15 protein-coding genes and 2 tRNA genes are annotated in these 17,727 nt (G+C 63.7%); 2 read left to right on the forward strand and 15 right to left on the reverse strand.

Annotated features, from left to right (window positions below; genetic code table 11):
- Nucleotides 1-30: 30 nt before the first annotated feature.
- From AC56KL_RS05520 to AC56KL_RS05530, 3 genes are all read right to left on the reverse strand, one after another.
- Nucleotides 31-1,842 carry an energy transducer TonB gene (locus tag AC56KL_RS05520; RefSeq protein WP_497179152.1) on the reverse strand — a complete coding sequence of 604 codons (1,812 nt, stop codon included), beginning with the start codon at nt 1,840-1,842 and terminating at the stop codon, nt 31-33.
- Between the two features lie 107 nt (nt 1,843-1,949).
- The gene (locus AC56KL_RS05525; RefSeq protein WP_497179153.1) at nt 1,950-2,921 is read right to left on the reverse strand and encodes an MBL fold metallo-hydrolase; all 972 of its coding nucleotides are present in this window, start codon (nt 2,919-2,921) and stop codon (nt 1,950-1,952) included.
- Nucleotides 2,922-3,037: 116 nt separating this feature from the next.
- Nucleotides 3,038-3,370 (reverse strand): DUF5710 domain-containing protein, encoded by a 333-nt coding sequence (locus tag AC56KL_RS05530; RefSeq protein ID WP_497179154.1) that lies wholly within the window; start codon nt 3,368-3,370, stop codon nt 3,038-3,040.
- Nucleotides 3,371-3,532: 162 nt separating this feature from the next.
- On the opposite strand from AC56KL_RS05530, the gene AC56KL_RS05535 reads away from it, so the two are divergent.
- Nucleotides 3,533-4,276, forward strand: a complete 744-nt coding sequence (locus tag AC56KL_RS05535; RefSeq protein WP_497179155.1) for a toll/interleukin-1 receptor domain-containing protein — start codon at nt 3,533-3,535, stop codon at nt 4,274-4,276.
- A 127-nt stretch (nt 4,277-4,403) separates the two neighbouring features.
- Here AC56KL_RS05535 and AC56KL_RS05540 read toward each other — a convergent pair.
- The 6 genes from AC56KL_RS05540 to AC56KL_RS05565 all read right to left on the reverse strand — a co-directional run bounded on the left by AC56KL_RS05540 (nt 4,404) and on the right by AC56KL_RS05565 (nt 9,775).
- Nucleotides 4,404-4,480, reverse strand: a tRNA-Arg gene (locus AC56KL_RS05540).
- A 71-nt stretch (nt 4,481-4,551) separates the two neighbouring features.
- Nucleotides 4,552-4,628: transfer RNA gene (locus AC56KL_RS05545), tRNA-Pro, on the reverse strand.
- 64 nt (nt 4,629-4,692) lie between these two features.
- Complete coding sequence (glmM, locus tag AC56KL_RS05550; protein ID WP_497179156.1) at nt 4,693-6,033, reverse strand: phosphoglucosamine mutase; 1,341 nt, start codon at nt 6,031-6,033, stop codon at nt 4,693-4,695.
- Between the two features lie 19 nt (nt 6,034-6,052).
- Nucleotides 6,053-6,913 carry a dihydropteroate synthase gene (gene folP, locus AC56KL_RS05555; protein WP_497179157.1) on the reverse strand — a complete coding sequence of 287 codons (861 nt, stop codon included), beginning with the start codon at nt 6,911-6,913 and terminating at the stop codon, nt 6,053-6,055.
- Between the two features lie 105 nt (nt 6,914-7,018).
- On the reverse strand, nt 7,019-8,899 hold the full coding sequence (gene ftsH, locus AC56KL_RS05560) for an ATP-dependent zinc metalloprotease FtsH (protein ID WP_497179158.1): 1,881 nt from the start codon (nt 8,897-8,899) through the stop codon (nt 7,019-7,021).
- 228 nt (nt 8,900-9,127) lie between these two features.
- The gene (locus AC56KL_RS05565; RefSeq protein ID WP_497179159.1) at nt 9,128-9,775 is read right to left on the reverse strand and encodes an RlmE family RNA methyltransferase; all 648 of its coding nucleotides are present in this window, start codon (nt 9,773-9,775) and stop codon (nt 9,128-9,130) included.
- A gap of 42 nt (nt 9,776-9,817) precedes the next feature.
- Here AC56KL_RS05565 and yhbY point away from each other — a divergent pair, with 42 nt between their 5' ends.
- Nucleotides 9,818-10,288 carry a ribosome assembly RNA-binding protein YhbY gene (gene yhbY / locus AC56KL_RS05570; protein ID WP_497179160.1) on the forward strand — a complete coding sequence of 157 codons (471 nt, stop codon included), beginning with the start codon at nt 9,818-9,820 and terminating at the stop codon, nt 10,286-10,288.
- Between the two features lie 191 nt (nt 10,289-10,479).
- Here the strand turns inward: yhbY and AC56KL_RS05575 are convergent, their stop codons facing one another.
- From AC56KL_RS05575 to AC56KL_RS05600, 6 genes are all read right to left on the reverse strand, one after another.
- Nucleotides 10,480-10,917: a DUF4149 domain-containing protein gene (locus tag AC56KL_RS05575; RefSeq protein WP_497179161.1), complete on the reverse strand. Its 438-nt coding sequence runs from the start codon at nt 10,915-10,917 to the stop codon at nt 10,480-10,482.
- 56 nt (nt 10,918-10,973) lie between these two features.
- Nucleotides 10,974-11,453: a transcription elongation factor GreA gene (gene greA / locus AC56KL_RS05580; protein WP_497179162.1), complete on the reverse strand. Its 480-nt coding sequence runs from the start codon at nt 11,451-11,453 to the stop codon at nt 10,974-10,976.
- Nucleotides 11,454-11,567: 114 nt separating this feature from the next.
- Nucleotides 11,568-14,798 carry a carbamoyl-phosphate synthase large subunit gene (carB, locus tag AC56KL_RS05585; RefSeq protein ID WP_497179163.1) on the reverse strand — a complete coding sequence of 1,077 codons (3,231 nt, stop codon included), beginning with the start codon at nt 14,796-14,798 and terminating at the stop codon, nt 11,568-11,570.
- On the reverse strand, nt 14,791-15,981 hold the full coding sequence (gene carA, locus AC56KL_RS05590; protein WP_497179164.1) for a glutamine-hydrolyzing carbamoyl-phosphate synthase small subunit: 1,191 nt from the start codon (nt 15,979-15,981) through the stop codon (nt 14,791-14,793). Before carA ends, carB begins: the two co-directional genes overlap by 8 nt.
- Before the next feature lie 327 nt (nt 15,982-16,308).
- Complete coding sequence (locus AC56KL_RS05595; protein WP_497179165.1) at nt 16,309-16,719, reverse strand: GlcG/HbpS family heme-binding protein; 411 nt, start codon at nt 16,717-16,719, stop codon at nt 16,309-16,311.
- Between the two features lie 11 nt (nt 16,720-16,730).
- Nucleotides 16,731-17,648 carry a patatin-like phospholipase family protein gene (locus tag AC56KL_RS05600; protein ID WP_497179166.1) on the reverse strand — a complete coding sequence of 306 codons (918 nt, stop codon included), beginning with the start codon at nt 17,646-17,648 and terminating at the stop codon, nt 16,731-16,733.
- Nucleotides 17,649-17,727: the final 79 nt, after the last annotated feature.

The following is a 17,727-nucleotide window of genomic DNA, read 5'->3' on the forward strand; positions in this document are numbered from 1 at the left end:
CAGCCGATCAAACAGCTGCCATGGAACTGCTCAGCGCATTTCCTCCAGCAATTTGAGTCCGTCGGCAACGCGCCAGATGCGGCGGATCTCGATGACATCGAAGCGTGCGGCCACGTTCGGAGGGAATGCCGCATAGCGGGCGTTGAGCTGGACGAAGCGCCGCACCGCGTCGTCCATGTCGGCGCGGCCGCTCGAGCGCACGATGGTCACGTCGTCGACGCTGCCGTCGCTGCGCAGCGACAGGCTGACAAGCGGATCGATCCGCACGTCGCGCAGCGCGAAGCGCGAGCCGCCGAGGACGGCGGTGCGTTCCAGTTTCTGGCGCACGCTGTCGACATACAGGCGCAGCGGCACGTCGCGTTCGGCGCCGTCCGCCAGCGCGCGGCGCGATCCGGCGGCGTCGCCTGGCGGCCGGGCGGGCGGAGGCGCCACGTTCGGAATCGTCAGGCCGCGCAGCAGCTCGCGCGCCCGGCTTGCCATGGCGCCGGCCGGGACGCCGCCGCCGGCGCGGGCTCCCTCGCCACCGGCGCTGCCGCGCCCCGGCCCGCCGGGCCCGGGGCTGCCGCTGCCGGGCAGCGTTCCGGCCGGCAGCGGCTCCGCGGCGACGCGGCCTCCGGCCTCTTCCGCCCGTTCGCGGGCCAACCCTTCCGCGAGGCGGCGCGCCTCGTCTTCGGCTGCCTGGCGCTGCGCGATTTCTTCGGCACGCTGGCGCTCGCGCGCCTGGACCTGCAGGCGTTCAAGCTCCTCGGCGGCGCGGCGCTCGGCCGCCAGGCGCTCGGCGGCCAGGCGCTCGGCCATCCGCTGCTGTTCTGCAATCCGCTGCTGTTCGGCCGCTCGCTGCTGGTCCGCCAGGCGCTGCTGTTCGGCCTCCGCACGCCGGCGTTCTTCCTGCTGTTGCTGGGCAGTATGCACTTGTTCGGCCGCCAGTTGTTCCGCCTGGCGCTGTTCAGCGGCCAGCTGTTCCGCCTCGCGTTGCCGGGCCGCCAGCTGGTCCACCAGCCTGCGGTCGGCCAGCTGCTGTTCCGCCAGCCGGTGTTCCGCTTGCCGCTCTTCCTCCGCCTGCATGGCTTCGCGCTGGGCCGCGAGCCGCTCCTGCTCTTCCCGCAGCAGGCGTTCGGCCTCCGCCTCCAGGCGCTGCCGCTCGTCGGCGGCCGCAAGACGGGCAGCCTCCGCCTCGGCCTCGCGCCCGGCTTGTTCCGCTGCCTCCTCGTCCGCGCGCGCTGCGATCGCCATGTCGTCGGGCTGGGGTTTCGCGTCGGGTTCGCCGCTCTCCGCGCCCGGCAATACGTCCGGTTCGATCTCGGCCAGCGGTGACGCAAGCGCGAAGGCGGCGTCTTCCCGGGTAGAGGCGATCAGCGGCGCCTGCCGCGCACGCAGCCGCGGCAGCTTGCGCCGGGCAGGCTTGCCGGCCCGCTTGAGCGCAGGCTTCGGCGCTGTCGCTAGTGCAAGCAGCACCGGCTGCGCCAGTGGGCGCGGATCGACCAGGCGTAGTCCTTCGGTGGGGCTGGCGGCAGCCAGGGGTGGCGTGGGCGGAATCGGCGATGGCGGCGCAGGGAGCGCCGGGGGCGTTGCCGGAGGCTGGAGCGGTGGAGTGATGACAGGCGCCGGCAAAGCCATGGGCGCCGGCAGCGTCGGTGTCGGCGTCGGCGTCGGTGTCGGTGTCGGTGTCGGCGCCAGCGTGACCTGGATCGGCCCGCCCGGGCCGGCATCGAATCCGGGCACGCCGAACTGCAGCGACAGCAACAGGCCGTGCAGCAGGGCCGACACTGCCACGCCGGCGATGAGCCGTCGGTCGCGCCGGGCCAGGGAATCGTTCGGGCTGGTTTCGTACGCTCGCGGCATGCCTTCGGCTGGAAACTATTATTGTCAAGCTGGCATCTTAGCGTTTACTCTGCAATATGGCGAGGCGCACACGATTGACCGCCCTTGCGGCCGGTTATTCCTCCCTGCTAGCGCTGCGTTCGGGTGAAAGTATAGGTTTCGCCGTGTGCGAGGTAGACAACGTCCTTATCCAGGCCGGCCGCCTTGACCTCGCGCGCGAAGTCCTCCAGCGGCGACTTGAACACGTCGTAGTCGTTGTAGTGGATGGGCACGGTTTTCTTCGGACGCACTACCTGCATCATGCGCACGCCATCCTTGCCGTCCATGGTGACCTTCACCACGCCGAGGATACGCGTGCCGCCCAGGTGCAGCAGGGCCAGGTCGATATTCGGAAAGCGCTGCGGAATGGCGCGGATGTCGTCGACCACCAGGGTATCGCCGCTGATGTACATGCGGTAGTCGGGTGCGGCGGCATTGGCGCCGAAGTCGAGCACCGTGCCCATCACCTTGGGCAGCAGCACGGCCACGCCCGCCGGACCATGGCGGCCCGGCGCCGCGGTGATGCCCAGGCGCGCCCCGCCCTTGCTCACGTCGAGCCGGTCCCAGGTGCTCAGGCCGATGGTACGGGTGAATCCGAGGCGCTTGAGCCGCTCGCTGCCCTCCTTGGTGGTGACGATCGGCGTGGCGCGGTTGAGCCGCTCCTGCACCTTCTGGTCGAAGTGGTCGCCATGGTAGTGCGACAGCACGACCAGGTCGATCGGCGGCAGCTCTTCGAACCTGATGGCCGGGTTGGTCATGCGCTCGGACGTCAGGCCATAGCCCAGGTGCACGTGCTCGCCCTTGTGCAGGAAGTTGGGGTCGGTAAGGATGGTGAAACCCTGGAAGCGGATGATCACCGTGGCCGTGCCGATGAACTGTACCGTGCCCGTGTTCGCATCCTGGGCCGGGGCGCCGTCCGCCGCCAGCTGCAGCGTGAAGGTCTCGCCCCGGGCCGGCGAGGCGGGTGCATCTGCTGACCGGGCGCTGCCGGCCGTGCCGCACAATGCGGCGAGCAGGACGGAGAGCTGGATACAGGTCTGGAACAGGCGTGCGACGGACATGGGCGGTCTCCGGCAGTGCGCGCACCCGGAGCGGTGCGCGATGCCGAAACGCTAACACGGCCGCGCCGGGGGCGCCGTTCGCTTGCCCGGACGGGGTACGTCAGGCGCGCAGGGAACTAGCGTCCGTAAACGAGACCGGCCAGGTGCTGGCGCGCCTTCTGCCATGCGCTACCGGCGAGCTGGTCCGTACATTGGGTGCAGGCTTCGAAGGGATTGCAGTCGTGTTCCAGCGCGACGTAATTTGTTCCGACCACGGTCTTGCCCTGGTAGCTGTCGACGCGTCCGCCTGACACGGGGGCGGCGGCGTCACCGCCCTGCCCGGCCCATTTGGCAAAGGCCTCGGTGGCGACCCCGTCGGGAACGTACCAGCGGCGCTTGGTGGGGTTCCAGCGGGCGCCGAGCGCCTTGGCTTCGTCCTTCTCGGCATAGGGAACATTCAGCAAAAGCATGGGATCGACGTCTATTGGGAAGGGATGGCGAGCAGCGCCAATCTGGGACCGTGATCTTACTGCACCAGACCAAAATCGCGAAATGCGGAGACTGCCGAGACTGTCTGCTGCCTTAAGCATGAGATCCATTATCATATAGGATCGCCAGCCCTCGGAGGAAACGTGACCCCACCCGTTGTATTTATTTCTTATTCACACGACTCGCAAGAACATAAGCAATGGGTTCTCGACCTTGCAACCCGCCTGCGGTCGAGCGGTATCGATGCAATACTCGACCAATGGGAACTAGGGCCAGGAAGCGATCTACCTCAGTTTATGGAGCAGAACCTTGCTCGCGCTGGCCGCGTTCTGATGATCTGTACTGAACGGTATGTAGAAAAAGCGAATGGAGGGGTTGGTGGGGTTGGGTATGAGAAGATGATTGTCACTGCCGATCTGCTCGGCAGGATTGGTTCTAACCGTATCATCCCTATCGTTCGTCAGACAGGGTCAGTCCGGCTGCCAACATTTCTTGGCACGAAAATGTATATTGATCTCTCAACCAAAGAGTTGTTCGAGTCGGGCATTGATCAACTGCTGAGAGAACTCCTCAGTGCTCCACTTTTCATCAAACCGCCGCTGGGAACAGATCCATTTAAAGTGGTAACAGGAACTGCTCAGCCGTCCACACCGACCCCTGTAACACAGTTCATGGAAGCTCTAGCTAAAATCTACGATCGGTCAGACGAGACCGGTGGGCTTCGGGTCGCATGGGTACGAGAGGAAATGCAAAAGTCGAAATTGTTCTTCGATTTCGCTCTCGATCAGGCTGAAAAGCATGAATACGTGTTCTGCAGCAATAACAGAGTACTAATGTGGGTTACCGAAGCTGGCCGGAACGCACTTATCAGGCTAAGCAATACGTAAGTACCAGTGTGATCTGAGGTCTCAATCACCTGCAAGGTGCTGCATAACGCAGTCGTGCTGTCTATCGTTTGCTTGCGTATCTAGAGACAAGAAGCAACCGCGAACTACAACGCCATTCTGAAGAATTTGGCCTGCCCAGCTGGGTTCGAACCAGCGACCCTCAGCTTAGAAGGCTGATGCTCTATCCAACTGAGCTATGGGCAGATCGGACAGCGCGCCAATCGGCGCGCCGGAAATGAAACGGGCTGTCGAACGACAGCCCGCGGAGGAAGCTTTGGTCGGAGTACAAGGATTCGAACCTTGGACCCCCTGGTCCCAAACCAGGTGCGCTACCGGGCTGCGCTACACTCCGATGTGGGGCCGATGATACTCCCGCAGCGAAGGCGCGTCAAATCGCGCCCCCGTGGCGCGCCCTGTCAGGCAGCCAGCTTGTCCGCGATACGGCGTGCCATGCTTTCGGCCAAGGCGGCTTCCTTCGCCTCGACCATGACGCGGATCAAGGGTTCGGTGCCCGAGGCGCGGATCAAGACGCGGCCCGCATCGCCCAGTTCGCGCTCGACCGCTTCCTTCTCGGCCACCAGGGCCTGGTCTGTGGTCCAATCGAAGCCCGGGGCCACACGCTTGTTGATCAGGGTCTGCGGATACAGCTTGAGTTCGCTGCAGCACTCGGCAAGCGACTTGCCGCTGCGCTTGAGCGCCGACAGCACCTGCAGTGCCGATACGATGCCGTCGCCGGTGCTGTGCTTGTCCAGGGCCAGCAGGTGGCCCGAGCTCTCGCCGCCGAACAGCCAGCCGCGTTCCTGCATCACTTCCAGCACGTAGCGGTCACCGACCTTGGCGCGTGCAAAACCGACGCCCATTTGCTTGAATGCCACTTCCAGCGCCATATTGGTCATCAGGGTGCCGACGGCGCCGGCCACCGGGCCGGTCGACATGCGGTCGCGCACCATCAGGTACAGCAGTTCGTCGCCGTTGTAGACGCGACCGCTGGCGTCGACCATGATCAGGCGGTCGGCGTCGCCATCCAGTGCGATACCGAGGTCGGCCTTGTTGGCCACCACGGCTTCCGACAGGGCCTTTGGCGCGGTCGCACCCACGCCGGCGTTGATGTTGAAACCGTCAGGGTGGGCGCCGATCGAGACGACCTCGGCGCCGAGTTCATGGAACACGTGCGGCGCGATGTTGTAGGCCGCGCCGTTGGCGCTGTCGACGACAATCTTCAGGCCGCGCAGGTCGAGTTCGTTCGGGAAGGTGCTCTTGCAGAATTCGATATAGCGGCCCTGGGCGTCGCGCAGGCGGCTCGCGCGGCCCAGCTTGTCCGAAGGCACGCAGCCCATCGGCTGGTCGATCGCGTCTTCGATTTCCTTCTCCACGGCATCCGGCAGCTTGGTGCCGTGCTCCGAGAAGAACTTGATGCCGTTGTCCTGGAAAGGATTGTGCGAGGCCGAGATCACGACGCCGGCCTGCAGGCGCAGGGCGCGGGTCAGGTAGGCGATGGCCGGGGTCGGCATCGGGCCGGCCAGCATCACGTCGACGCCGGCGGCCGAAAAGCCCGCTTCCAGCGCGGCTTCCAGCATGTAACCCGAAATGCGGGTGTCCTTGCCGATCAGGACGACCGGACGGCCGCTGCTCGACTTGCCGCCCTTGGCCAATACCCTGCCGGCCGCATAGCCGAGGCGCATGACGAAGTCCGGGGTAATCGGCGCTTCGCCTACCAGGCCGCGAATACCATCCGTACCGAAATATTTCCGTGCCATTCTTGTTCTCTTTCCCGAATTAATCGTGACTGTCATCTTGAGTGCCTGCGCGCCATACCTTTAGCGCATCGACCGTTTCTGCTACATCATGCACACGCAGGATTCTAGCGCCATGCGCTACCGCAGCCAATGCCCCGCCGATACTGCCGGCCACACGGCCCTCGACCGGCTTGCCGGTGACGGCGCCGACCATTGACTTGCGCGACAACCCGGCCAGCACCGGCAGGCCGGTTTCCCTCCCGATCCGGCCCAGCGCGCGCAATAGCGCGTAATTATGCTCGACCGTCTTTCCGAAGCCAAAGCCCGGGTCGATGCAGATACGCTCGCGCGCGATCCCGGCGCGCACCATGTCCTCGACCCGTGCCGTGAGGAAGCCGATCACCTCCTGCACCACGTCGACGTAGGCGGGCGCCTGCTGCATGGTCTGCGGCGTGGCCTGCATGTGCATCACGCACAGCCCGCAGTCGCTGTCGCGGACGGCCTCGATGGCGCCGGGCGCACGGAAGCCCTGGATGTCGTTGATCATGTCGGCGCCGGCGATGATGGCCTCGCGCATGACTTCCGGCTTGCAGGTGTCGACCGACAGTGCGCAATCGAGGGTACGCAGCGCATACAGGGCAGGCATCACGCGCGCCAGTTCTTCGGCCAGCGGGACGCCCGGCGAACCCGGGCGGGTCGACTCGCCGCCGATGTCGATCATGGTGGCGCCGTCACGGATCATTTCTTCCGCGTGCGACATCGCGAATTCGAGGCCCTGGTAGCGCCCCCCGTCCGAGAAGGAATCGGGGGTGACGTTCAGGATGCCCATCACGACGGGAATGCTGGAGGCCGGGCCTTCCAGCGCGAAGCTGTACTGGCCGCATTGCAAATTCTTGGGCATGGCTATGGGGAGGTGTTAACGCGCAAAAGGCATCCGGATGGATGCCTTTTGCCTAGCTGTGACAGGCGATCAAGCAGCGAAGTGAGGCGCGATTCAAGTCGCGACTTACGCCGGTGCGGTGGCGTTCGGCGCCACGCCGCCGCTGTCGCCCGGCGGATTACGCTTGGTCAGGATGCTGGTCTTCGACTGGCGCGGCTCACGGCCGGCCATGATGTCGTTGATCTGGTCGGCGTCGATGGTTTCCCATTCGAGCAGCGCCTTCGTCATCATCTCGACCTTTTCGCGGTTTTCCTCCAGCAGGCGGCGCGCCAGGGCGTACTGCGTGTCGAGAATGTTACGGATCTCGGCGTCGACCTTTTGCTGCGTCGCCTCCGAAATGGTCTTGGTGGCGCCGCCGAAGAAGCCTTCGTTTTCGCTGTCTTCGTAGACCATCACGCCCATGCTCTCGGACATGCCGAAGCGGGTCACCATCGAACGCGCCAGCTTGGTTGCGCGGGCGAAGTCGTTCGAGGCGCCGGTGGACATCTGGCCTACGAAGATCTCTTCGGCGATACGGCCGCCGAACAGGATCGAGATTTCTTCGAGCATCTTGTCCTTGTAGCCGGACAGCGCATCATGCTCCGGCAACTGCCAGGTCAGGCCGAGCGCATAGCCGCGCGGCATGATCGTGACCTTGTGCACGGGGTCCGCCTTCGGCAGCAGCTTGGCGATGACCGCATGGCCCGACTCGTGGTAAGCCGTGTTGCGGCGCTCTTCCTCGCGCATGACCATCGACTTGCGCTCCGGGCCCATGTAGATCTTGTCCTTGGCGTCTTCGAAGTCGATCATCTCGACCAGGCGCTTGCTGCGGCGCGCCGCGAACAGCGCCGCCTCGTTGACCAGGTTGGCCAGGTCGGCGCCCGAAAAGCCCGGGGTGCCGCGTGCCAGGATGTCGGCCTTGACGTCGGTACCGATCGGCACCTTGCGCATGTGGACGTTCAGGATCTGTTCGCGGCCGCGGATGTCCGGCAGGCCCACCATCACCTGGCGGTCGAAACGGCCCGGACGCAGCAGCGCCTTGTCGAGCACGTCGGCGCGGTTGGTCGCGGCGATGACGATCACGCCCGACGAGGCTTCGAAGCCGTCCATCTCGACCAGCAGCTGGTTCAGGGTCTGTTCGCGCTCGTCGTTACCGCCGCCCATGCCGGCGCCGCGGTGACGGCCGACCGCGTCGATCTCGTCGATGAAGATGATGCAAGGCGAATGCTTCTTGGCGTTCTCGAACATGTCGCGGACGCGCGATGCGCCGACACCGACGAACATCTCGACGAAGTCCGAACCGGAGATCGAGAAGAACGGGACCTTGGCTTCGCCGGCGATGGCGCGCGCCAGCAGGGTTTTACCCGTACCCGGAGGACCCACCATCAGCACGCCGCGCGGGATGCGGCCGCCCAGCTTCTGGAACTTGGTCGGGTCTTTCAGGAAGTCGACGATTTCCGAGACTTCTTCCTTCGCTTCGTCGCAACCGGCGACGTCGGCGAAGGTGACGGTATTGTTGGTTTCATCGAGCATGCGCGCCTTCGACTTGCCGAAGGAGAACGCACCGCCCTTGCCGCCGCCCTGCATCTGGCGCATGAAGAATACCCACACGCCGATCAGCAAGAGCATCGGGAACCACGAGATGAACACCTGTTGCAGGAACGACGGCTCCTCCGGCGGCTTCACGTCGAAGCGCACGCCGTTTTCGCGCAGGTCGCCGATCAGGCCGCGGTCGAGGATGGTGGCGGTGGCGCGCACCTTGGTGTCGTCCTGGCGGGTCGCGGTGATATTGGAACCCTCGATCACGACGTCCTTGATCTGACGCGCCTTTACCTCATCGAGAAGCACGGAATAAGCGATGGTCTTGCTGCCGCCGGCGACGCTGTGGTTGTCGAACTGCTTGAACAGCATGAACAACAGCAGCGCAACGACCACCCAGATGGCGGATTTGGAAAACATATTATTCACGAAAACTCCTCCGATGCGGATTGCATCTCTACCGATTTCAGTATGTCGATTTTAACCGCAATAAGCCGACGCTGCCACGCAAGCTAAGCCAATAGTGCTTAAATGCCATTTTTTCATGCCAAACTGGCTACAACAGCGTGTGCGCAACCTGTCTCACGCGGCTGATGTGCGGCTGCCTCGCCGAATATCAAGGGCAAATTGCCGCCAACGCCGGATTTGATCGCGGTTTCAAGCCGTCGGATTCTTCAGACCGCGGCCGAGCAGGAAGATTTCGGACGACTTGTCCCGGCTGGCCTTGGGTTTGACCTGCTTGACCGTCTTGAATTCGGTACGAAACTTTTCCAGTATCTGGGTAAATCCCATATCTTTAAAGCACTTTACTAGCAAGGCGCCACCCGGTTTCATATGAATTTGCGAAAACTCAATTGCCAGGTCTATCAGGTGTTCCATTCGCGCCGCATCGGCGGTGGGAATGCCCGATAAATTGGGCGCCATGTCCGACAGCACCAGGTCGGCCTTGCGGCCCTGCAGCAATCCGTTGAGCTGGCCCAGCACTTCCTCTTCACGGAAGTCGCCCTGGATATACTGAACATCAGCGATCGGCTCCATCGGCAGCATGTCGAGCCCGATAATGGTGCCGTGGATGCCGCCGCCATCCACGCCGGCCAGCTTGCGCCGGGTATATTGTGCCCAGCTGCCGGGGGTGCAGCCGAGGTCGACGATGACCTGGCCCGGCTTGATCAACTTCTCGCTTTCGTCGATTTCCTTGAGCTTGTAGGCTGCGCGGGCGCGATAGCCCTCTTTCTGGGCCAGTTTGACGTAGGGGTCGTTAATATGGTCGTGCAACCAGTTTTTGTTTAATTTGTTCTTGGCCATTCGCGTAGAATACTGCTTTTAAAGGTATCTCAAAAAATTATTATGCTTAAACTCACTCCGGCCGAGCGCAGCGCACTGCGCGCCGAAGCCCACGGACTCAACCCTGTCGTCATGATCGGCGAATCCGGCCTGACCGAATCGGTCATGAAGGAAGTCGCAGCCAGCCTCGATGCGCACGGCCTGATCAAGGTGCGCGTGTTCGGCGACGACCGTGAAGCCCGCATCGCCATGTACGAGCAGATCTGCCAGGAGCTCGACGCGGCGCCGGTCCAGCACATCGGCAAGCTGCTGGTGCTCTACCGCCCGAAGAAGGAAGCCGTCAAGGAACGCAGCAGCAAGACCGGCAAGGGCATGCGCGAAGTTACCATCGTCAAGGCCAGCGCCAGCGGCACCAAGAAGCCGAGCGTCACCAAGGTCATGCTGAAGGGGAACGAACGTGTCACCGCGGGCGGCAACATCAAGCGGGCCAAGCCGCGCCAGGCCAGTACCAAGAAGCATGCACTGAACAAGTGATCCGGGCCGCGCAAGACGAAACCGGGGTGACCCGGTTTTTTTTCGCCTGCGCCGGGGTTCCGCGTTTACGTAGGGTGGTCGGGTCCCCGACCGCGCGTTCGACTCTGATGTGCATCGAGGAAAACGGATCCGGATACGCATAGACCGCCTGGACGCGCGGTCGGCATGGCCGACCACCCTACGACAAACGATCAGCGGCTCTTGAGGACCAGCAGCGCCGCCAGCACGCTCTCGATCACGTGGAACAGCTGCGACACCCCGTGCATCACGGCGAACTGCGTCCAGTACGGCGACGCCCTCACCCCGCCTGGCCCGGCCAGCTCGCGCATCTGCGCCATGGCCGGCTGCAGCCCGGCCCACATCACCAGCGCACAGGCCAGCATCGCCAGCACCAGCAGGTTCAGGGAGCGCCGGCGCCGCGCATCGAGATCGACTGACAGCCGCACCAGCACCAGCACCAGCGCCGCGCACCCAATCGAGACCCAGCCCAGGCGGTGCAGGAGCACGGCCACGACATCGCCCGCCACCGTGCTCGGCACCGCCGCAAACACGGCCGGCGCCGCAATATAGCCGAGCGCCCACAGCGCGCCCGCCCACAGCACCGCCACCAGCAGCCGGGCGGCTGCCAAGCGCTTCCCGGCTGGGGGCGCGGAAGGCGGAAGGCCGGCGGCCCGGGTGTCCGGCATCAGACGTAGCGGACTTCGAGGATTTCGTATTCGCGCGGACCGGACGGGGCCTGCACTTCCACCACGTCGCCGGCATACTTGCCGATCAGGGCGCGGGCGATCGGCGAGGTCACCGATACCTTGTTCAATTTGATGTCGGCTTCGTCGATGCCGACGATCTGGTAGCTGACCTTCTGGCCGCTTTCCAGGTCTTCCAGGTCGACGGTCGAGGCGAACACGACGCGGCCCTCCGCATCCAGCGTGGCAGGATCGATGATCTGCGCGGCGCTCAGCTTGCTTTCCAGCTCAGCGATGCGGCCTTCGACGAAGGCCTGGCGCTCTTTCGCGGCATCGTATTCGGCATTTTCGGACAGGTCGCCGTGCGAGCGCGCTTCGGCGATCGCGTCGATCACGATACGGCGCTCCTTGGTCTTGAGCTGGTGCAGCTCTTCCTTCAGGAGTTCGGCGCCGTATTTGGTCAGTGGTACGGTAGTGTTCATGTCGCTTTTGATCTGTTCGTGATTAGACGCACCAAGTGAAAACCACAGAGGCGCGCGGCGCAGGCCACGCGAGCTCTGTGGTTCAGAGGTACTACTCAGTTCTTACACTGACGCTTAGTTTAAGGTTTTATGCAGACCTTGTAAATCGTAGACACGCAGGTCGTCCAGGTGGCGCATACCCTCGATCGCGGCTTCCGCGCCGGCAATGGTCGTGTAGGTGACCACGCGCGACTGCAGGGCCGAGGTGCGGATCGTACGCGAGTCGTTGATCGCCGAACGCTTTTCCTCGACGGTGTTGACCACCATGACGATCTCGCGGTTCTTGATCATGTCGACCACGTGCGGACGGCCTTCCAGCACCTTGTTCACCTGGCGCACCGGGATGCCGGCCGCTTCGATGACGGCGGCGGTGCCCTTGGTGGCCACCAGCGAGAAGCCCAGCGCCACCAGTTCGCGCGCCACGGCGACGGTGCGCGGCTTGTCCGTGCCCTTCACCGACAGGAACACCGTGCCCTTGGTCGGCAGGATGATGCCGGCCGCCAGCTGCGACTTCACGAAGGCTTCGCCGAAGGTCATGCCCACGCCCATCACCTCGCCGGTCGACTTCATCTCCGGTCCGAGAATGGTGTCGACGCCCGGGAACTTCACGAACGGGAACACGACTTCCTTGACGCTGTAGAACGGCGGCGTCACCTCGTGCGTGATGCCCTGCCGGGCCAGGCTCTGGCCCACCATGCAGCGCGCGGCGATCTTGGCCAGCTGCAGCCCGGTCGCTTTCGAGACGAAGGGCACGGTGCGCGAGGCACGCGGATTCACTTCCAGCACGAACACGGTATCGACCGTCTTGCCGTCGACTTCCGACTGCTGGATGGCGAACTGCACGTTCATCAGGCCGACCACGTTCAGGGCCTTGGCCATCAGCGAGGTCTGGTGCTTCAGCTCAGCGATGGTCTCTTGGGACAGCGAGTACGGCGGCAGCGAGCAGGCCGAGTCGCCCGAGTGCACGCCGGCCTGTTCGATGTGTTCCATCACGCCGCCGATGAAGGTGGCTTCGCCGTCCGAGATGCAGTCGACGTCGACTTCGATGGCGTCGTTCAGGAAGCGGTCCAGCAGCACCGGGGAATCGTGCGAGACCTTGACCGCTTCGCGCATGTAGCGCTCCAGGTCGCGCTGCTCGTGGACGATCTCCATCGCGCGGCCACCGAGCACGTAGGACGGGCGCACCACCAGCGGGTAGCCGATCTCCTGGGCCAGTTCGAGTGCGTCCGCTTCGGTGCGCGCGGTGCGGTTCGGCGGCTGGCGCAGGCCGAGCTTTTGCAGCAGCTGCTGGAAGCGCTCGCGGTCTTCGGCCGCGTCGATCATGTCGGGCGAGGTGCCGATGATCGGCACGCCGTTGGCTTCCAAATCGAGCGCGAGTTTTAGTGGAGTTTGGCCGCCGTACTGCACGATCACGCCTTCCGGCTTCTCCAGGTCGACGATTTCCAGCACGTCTTCCAGGGTCAGCGACTCGAAGTACAGGCGGTCCGAGGTATCGTAGTCGGTCGACACGGTCTCGGGGTTGCAGTTGACCATGATGGTCTCGTAGCCGTCCTCGCGCATCGCGAGGGCCGCGTGCACGCAGCAGTAGTCGAACTCGATGCCCTGGCCGATGCGGTTCGGGCCACCGCCCAGCACCATGATCTTCTTCCTGTCGGTCGGGTTGGACTCGCACTCCTCGTCGTAGGTCGAGTACATGTAGGCGGTATTCGTCGCGAACTCGGCGGCGCAGGTGTCGACGCGCTTGTACACCGGGCGGATGCCCAGCGCGTGGCGGCGCTCGCGCACGGCCTGCGGCGTGGTCTGCATCAGGAAGGCCAGGCGGCGGTCAGAGAAGCCCTTCTGCTTGAGCTTGTAGAGAAGCGGCTTGTCGAGGTTCTCGAGCTTCTGGTGATCCAGCCACAGTTCGATGTCGACGATCTCCTTGATCTGCACCAGGAACCACGGATCGATCTTGGTCAGGTTGTGCACTTCGTCCAGGGTGAAGCCCTGGGCAAAGGCGTCGCCCACGTACCAGATGCGCTCCGGGCCCGGCTCGCCGAGTTCCTCTTCGATCTTCTCGCGGTCGCGGGTCTTCTCGTTCAGGCCGTCCACGCCCACTTCCAGGCCGCGCAGGGCCTTCTGGAAGGACTCCTGGAAGGTGCGGCCCATGGCCATCACCTCGCCCACCGATTTCATCTGGGTGGTCAGGTGCTTGTCCGCGGTCGGGAATTTTTCAAACGTGAAGCGCGGGATCTTGGTGACGACGTAGTCGATCGACGGCTCGAAGGATGCCGGGGTGGCGCCGCCGGTGATCTCGTTACGCAGCTCATCAAGGGTAAAACCAACCGCCAGCTTGGCAGCGACCTTGGCGATCGGGAAGCCGGTGGCTTTCGATGCCAGCGCCGACGAACGCGACACGCGCGGATTCATCTCGATGACGATCATGCGGCCGTCCTTCGGGTTGATCGCGAACTGCACGTTCGAGCCGCCGGTGTCGACGCCGATCTCGCGCAGCACGTTGATCGACGCGTTGCGCATGATCTGGTATTCCTTGTCGGTCAGCGTCTGCGCCGGTGCGACGGTGATCGAGTCGCCGGTGTGCACGCCCATCGGATCCAGGTTTTCGATCGAGCAGATGATGATGCAGTTGTCCTTCTTGTCGCGGACGACTTCCATCTCGTACTCTTTCCAGCCGAGGAGGGACTCTTCAATCAATAGTTCGTTGGTCGGCGAAGCCTCGAGGCCGCGCTTGCAGATCTGCTCGAACTCTTCCTCGTTGTAGGCAATGCCGCCGCCGCTGCCGCCCATCGTGAACGACGGACGGATGATGGTCGGGAAGCCGAGTTCGCGCTGCACCTCGCGCGCTTCGTCCATCGAGTGCGCCACGCCCGAGCGCGCCGAACCGAGGCCGATCTTGGTCATCGCATCCTTGAACTTGGAACGGTCCTCGGCCTTGTCGATGGCTTCCGGGGTCGCGCCGATCAGCTCGACCTTGTACTTTTCCAGTACACCGTTGTGGTGCAGGTCGAGCGCGCAGTTCAACGCGGTCTGGCCGCCCATGGTCGGCAGGATCGCGTCCGGGCGCTCCTTGGCGATGATGGTCTCGACGACCTTCCAGGTGATCGGCTCGATGTAGGTGACGTCCGCCGTTTCCGGGTCGGTCATGATGGTCGCCGGGTTCGAATTGACCAGGATGACCTTGTAGCCTTCTTCGCGCAGGGCCTTGCAGGCCTGGGCGCCCGAATAGTCGAACTCGACCGCCTGGCCGATGACGATCGGGCCCGCGCCGATGATCAGGATGCTTTTGATATCACTACGCTTAGGCATTTACTTTTCCTTCTGCATGTATTTTTTCTCCGCTCTTTTGCATCAGGCCGATGAAGCGGTCGAACAGGTAGGCGACGTCGGTCGGACCGGGCGAGGCTTCCGGGTGGCCCTGGAAGCAGAAGGCTGGCTTATCCAGACGCTCGAAGCCCTGCAGGGAGCCGTCGAACAGCGACACGTGGGTAACGCGGCAGTTGGCCGGGAGGGTCTCCGGGTCGACGGCGAAACCGTGGTTCTGCGAGGTGATCAGGACCTTCTTCGAATCGAGGTCCTGCACCGGGTGATTCGCGCCGTGGTGGCCGAACTTCATCTTCATGGTCTTGGCGCCGGAGGCCAGCGCCATGATCTGGTGACCGAGGCAGATGCCAAAGGTCGGGATGCCCTTCTCGATCAACTCAGCGCTTGCCTTGATGGCGTAGTCGCAGGGTTCCGGGTCGCCCGGGCCGTTGGCCAGGAAGATGCCGTCCGGGTTCAGGGCCAGCGCGTCGGCGGCGGTCGCCTGTGCCGGCAGCACGGTTACCTTGCAGCCGCGCTCGGCCAGCATGCGCAGGATGTTGCGCTTGACGCCGTAGTCAAAAGCGACCACATGGTACTGCGGGTTGTCCTGCTTGCCGAAGCCTTCGCCGAGCTTCCACTCGGTTTCGGTAAAGACGTAGGGCTCCTTGCTGGAGACGACCTTGGCCAGGTCCATGCCCGCCAGGCCCGGGAAGGAACGCGCCAGTTCCAGCGCTTGCGCTTCCAGCGGCTCCTTGCCCTGGATTCCAGTGAGAATGCCGCCGGCCTGCGCGCCCTTCTCGCGCAGGATACGGGTCAGCTTGCGGGTGTCGATGCCGGCAATGGCGACCACGTTTTCCTGCTTCAGGTAGTCGGACAACGACTGGGTGGAACGGAAATTCGATGCCAGCAGCGGCAGGTCGCGGATGATCAGGCCGGCGGCGTGGACGCGGGAAGCCTCGACGTCGGCCGCGTTGACGCCGTAGTTGCCGATGTGCGGGTAGGTCAGGGTGACGATCTGACGCGAATAGCTGGGGTCGGTGAGGATTTCCTGGTAGCCGGTCATTGCGGTGTTGAACACCACTTCACCGGTCGTGTGGCCGGCGGCACCAATGGAATAGCCTTTGAAGATCGTTCCGTCTGCGAGGGCCAGGATGGCCGGGACGGCTGGGCCAGAAAAAAATGGCGGCAAGGGTAACTCCCAATAAAGTTACCGTAGCTGCGCCACGTCAGACCGACATCCAACAAACCCGGGCGGAGGTGCCTGTGCCGGTAGCTGGATATCTAGTTGAATGAGGGATGGTGGGTAGTCGCTACGGCAAAGGTGTGAATGGTTAAACTTCCGAATTATAGCGCGGAACAGGCCTATTCGGCAATGCAGCAATTCTACAAAAGTGGCGCTGATTTTGCCTAAACCCGCGCGAAAGTGGCGCGCAAACGCTCATTTTGCTGCTTTTGCGAAATAAAACAAAAGGCACCCGCAGGTGCCTCCATGAGCTCGCAGAGACAGGCTCAGCCCTTATTCACCCGTAAGCGCGGCAATGCCGGCCTTGGCGATCTGCGCATCTTCGGTCGACTTCACGCCCGACACCCCGACTGCGCCAACCACATGGCCGTCGACGACCACCGGCACGCCGCCTTCGAGCATGCCTTCGAGTTCCGGGGCGGACAGGAAGGACACGCGGCCATTGTTGATGATCTCTTCGTAGATCCTCGACTCGCGGCGGCCGAGCGCTGCCGTCCGCGCCTTCGCCGGCGCAAGATGCGAGGATACCGGCGGTACACCGTCGAGACGCTGGAACCACAGCAGGTGACCGCCGTCGTCGACGATTGCAAACGCCACCGCCCAGTTGTTGCGCAGCGCCTCGGCTTCGGCTCCTCCAGCGATCTTCTTGACGTCTTCGAGGGTGAGATAGGGCTTGGTTTTCATATGAGATCCTTTTATTGTGCTTGCTGCTTGGCCTTGAGCTTGGCCTTGATCTGGGGCATGACGGCTGCGGCCGCCTGCTCGCCGGCGAGGATCGCCAGGTTGCGGTTGCTGAAGTCGGCGCTGCCCATGTTGCCGAGGTTCGGCGTGATGACGATGTCGGCCTCCTTCAACTCGAAGTGGTTCAGGCGCTGGCCCATGATGCTGAAGGTTTGCATCAGGACGTCGAGCGAGCTGGCCGTGGCCGCCCCGTCCGTGGCGCTCGAGATGTTCACCGCGATAATGAAGTCGGCGCCCATGTCCTTGACGAACTTCACCGGCACCGGCGCCACCAGGCCGCCGTCGACATAGGTATTGGCGCCGATCTTCACCGGCTGGAACACGCTCGGCACGGCCGAGGATGCGCGCACGGCCATGCCGGTATTGCCCTTGTTGAACAGGATCGGCTTGCCGGTCTTGAGGTCGGTGGCGACGGCGCCGAAACGGATCTTCAGGCGTTCCATCGGCACGCCGCCGATTGCCTTGTTTACGTAATTCTGCAGTGCTTCGCCTTTCAATACACCGGTGGACTTGCCGAACAAAGGCAGCGCCCAGTCCGAAATCGTGGCCTCGTCCATGGCCAGCGCGGTCTTTTGCAAGGTGAAACCGTTCATGCCGGAGGCGTACAGCGAGCCGACCACCGAGCCGGCGCTGGTGCCGACCACGATCTCGGGCACGATGCCCTGGGCTTCCAGTGCCTTGATGACACCGATGTGGGCGAAACCGCGGGCGGCGCCGCCGCCGAGGGCAAGGCCGATTTTCACTTTACGCGGCGGCGCGGGCGGGGTGACCTGCTGGGCGACGGGCGTTGCGGGAGGCTGAGTCGGGGTGCTGCCGCATGCGGAGAGCAGCAGCGCGGCGCAGGCGATGAAGGAACGACGACGAGGATACATATGCGGTGCCGGAAAGAACGAGGCACGATTGTACCGCGACAAAACAATTAGGGTCAGAGTCGAATTACCGAGCAACTTT

This window comes from Telluria sp. ZB4P34, from assembly GCF_059686055.1.

Bases quoted from the DNA above. Each gene is read 5' to 3' on its own strand.
- AC56KL_RS05520 (WP_497179152.1), bottom strand. From the start codon at position 1,842: ATGCCGCGAGCGTACGAAACCAGCCCGAACGATTCCCTGGCCCGGCGC.
- AC56KL_RS05525 (WP_497179153.1), bottom strand. From the start codon at position 2,921: ATGTCCGTCGCACGCCTGTTCCAGACCTGTATCCAGCTCTCCGTCCTG.
- AC56KL_RS05530 (WP_497179154.1), bottom strand. From the start codon at position 3,370: ATGCTTTTGCTGAATGTTCCCTATGCCGAGAAGGACGAAGCCAAGGCG.
- glmM (WP_497179156.1), bottom strand. From the start codon at position 6,033: ATGGCACGGAAATATTTCGGTACGGATGGTATTCGCGGCCTGGTAGGC.
- folP (WP_497179157.1), bottom strand. From the start codon at position 6,913: ATGCCCAAGAATTTGCAATGCGGCCAGTACAGCTTCGCGCTGGAAGGC.
- AC56KL_RS05565 (WP_497179159.1), bottom strand. From the start codon at position 9,775: ATGGCCAAGAACAAATTAAACAAAAACTGGTTGCACGACCATATTAAC.
- yhbY (WP_497179160.1), top strand. From the start codon at position 9,818: ATGCTTAAACTCACTCCGGCCGAGCGCAGCGCACTGCGCGCCGAAGCC.
- greA (WP_497179162.1), bottom strand. From the start codon at position 11,453: ATGAACACTACCGTACCACTGACCAAATACGGCGCCGAACTCCTGAAG.
- carB (WP_497179163.1), bottom strand. From the start codon at position 14,798: ATGCCTAAGCGTAGTGATATCAAAAGCATCCTGATCATCGGCGCGGGC.
- AC56KL_RS05595 (WP_497179165.1), bottom strand. From the start codon at position 16,719: ATGAAAACCAAGCCCTATCTCACCCTCGAAGACGTCAAGAAGATCGCT.
- AC56KL_RS05600 (WP_497179166.1), bottom strand. From the start codon at position 17,648: ATGTATCCTCGTCGTCGTTCCTTCATCGCCTGCGCCGCGCTGCTGCTC.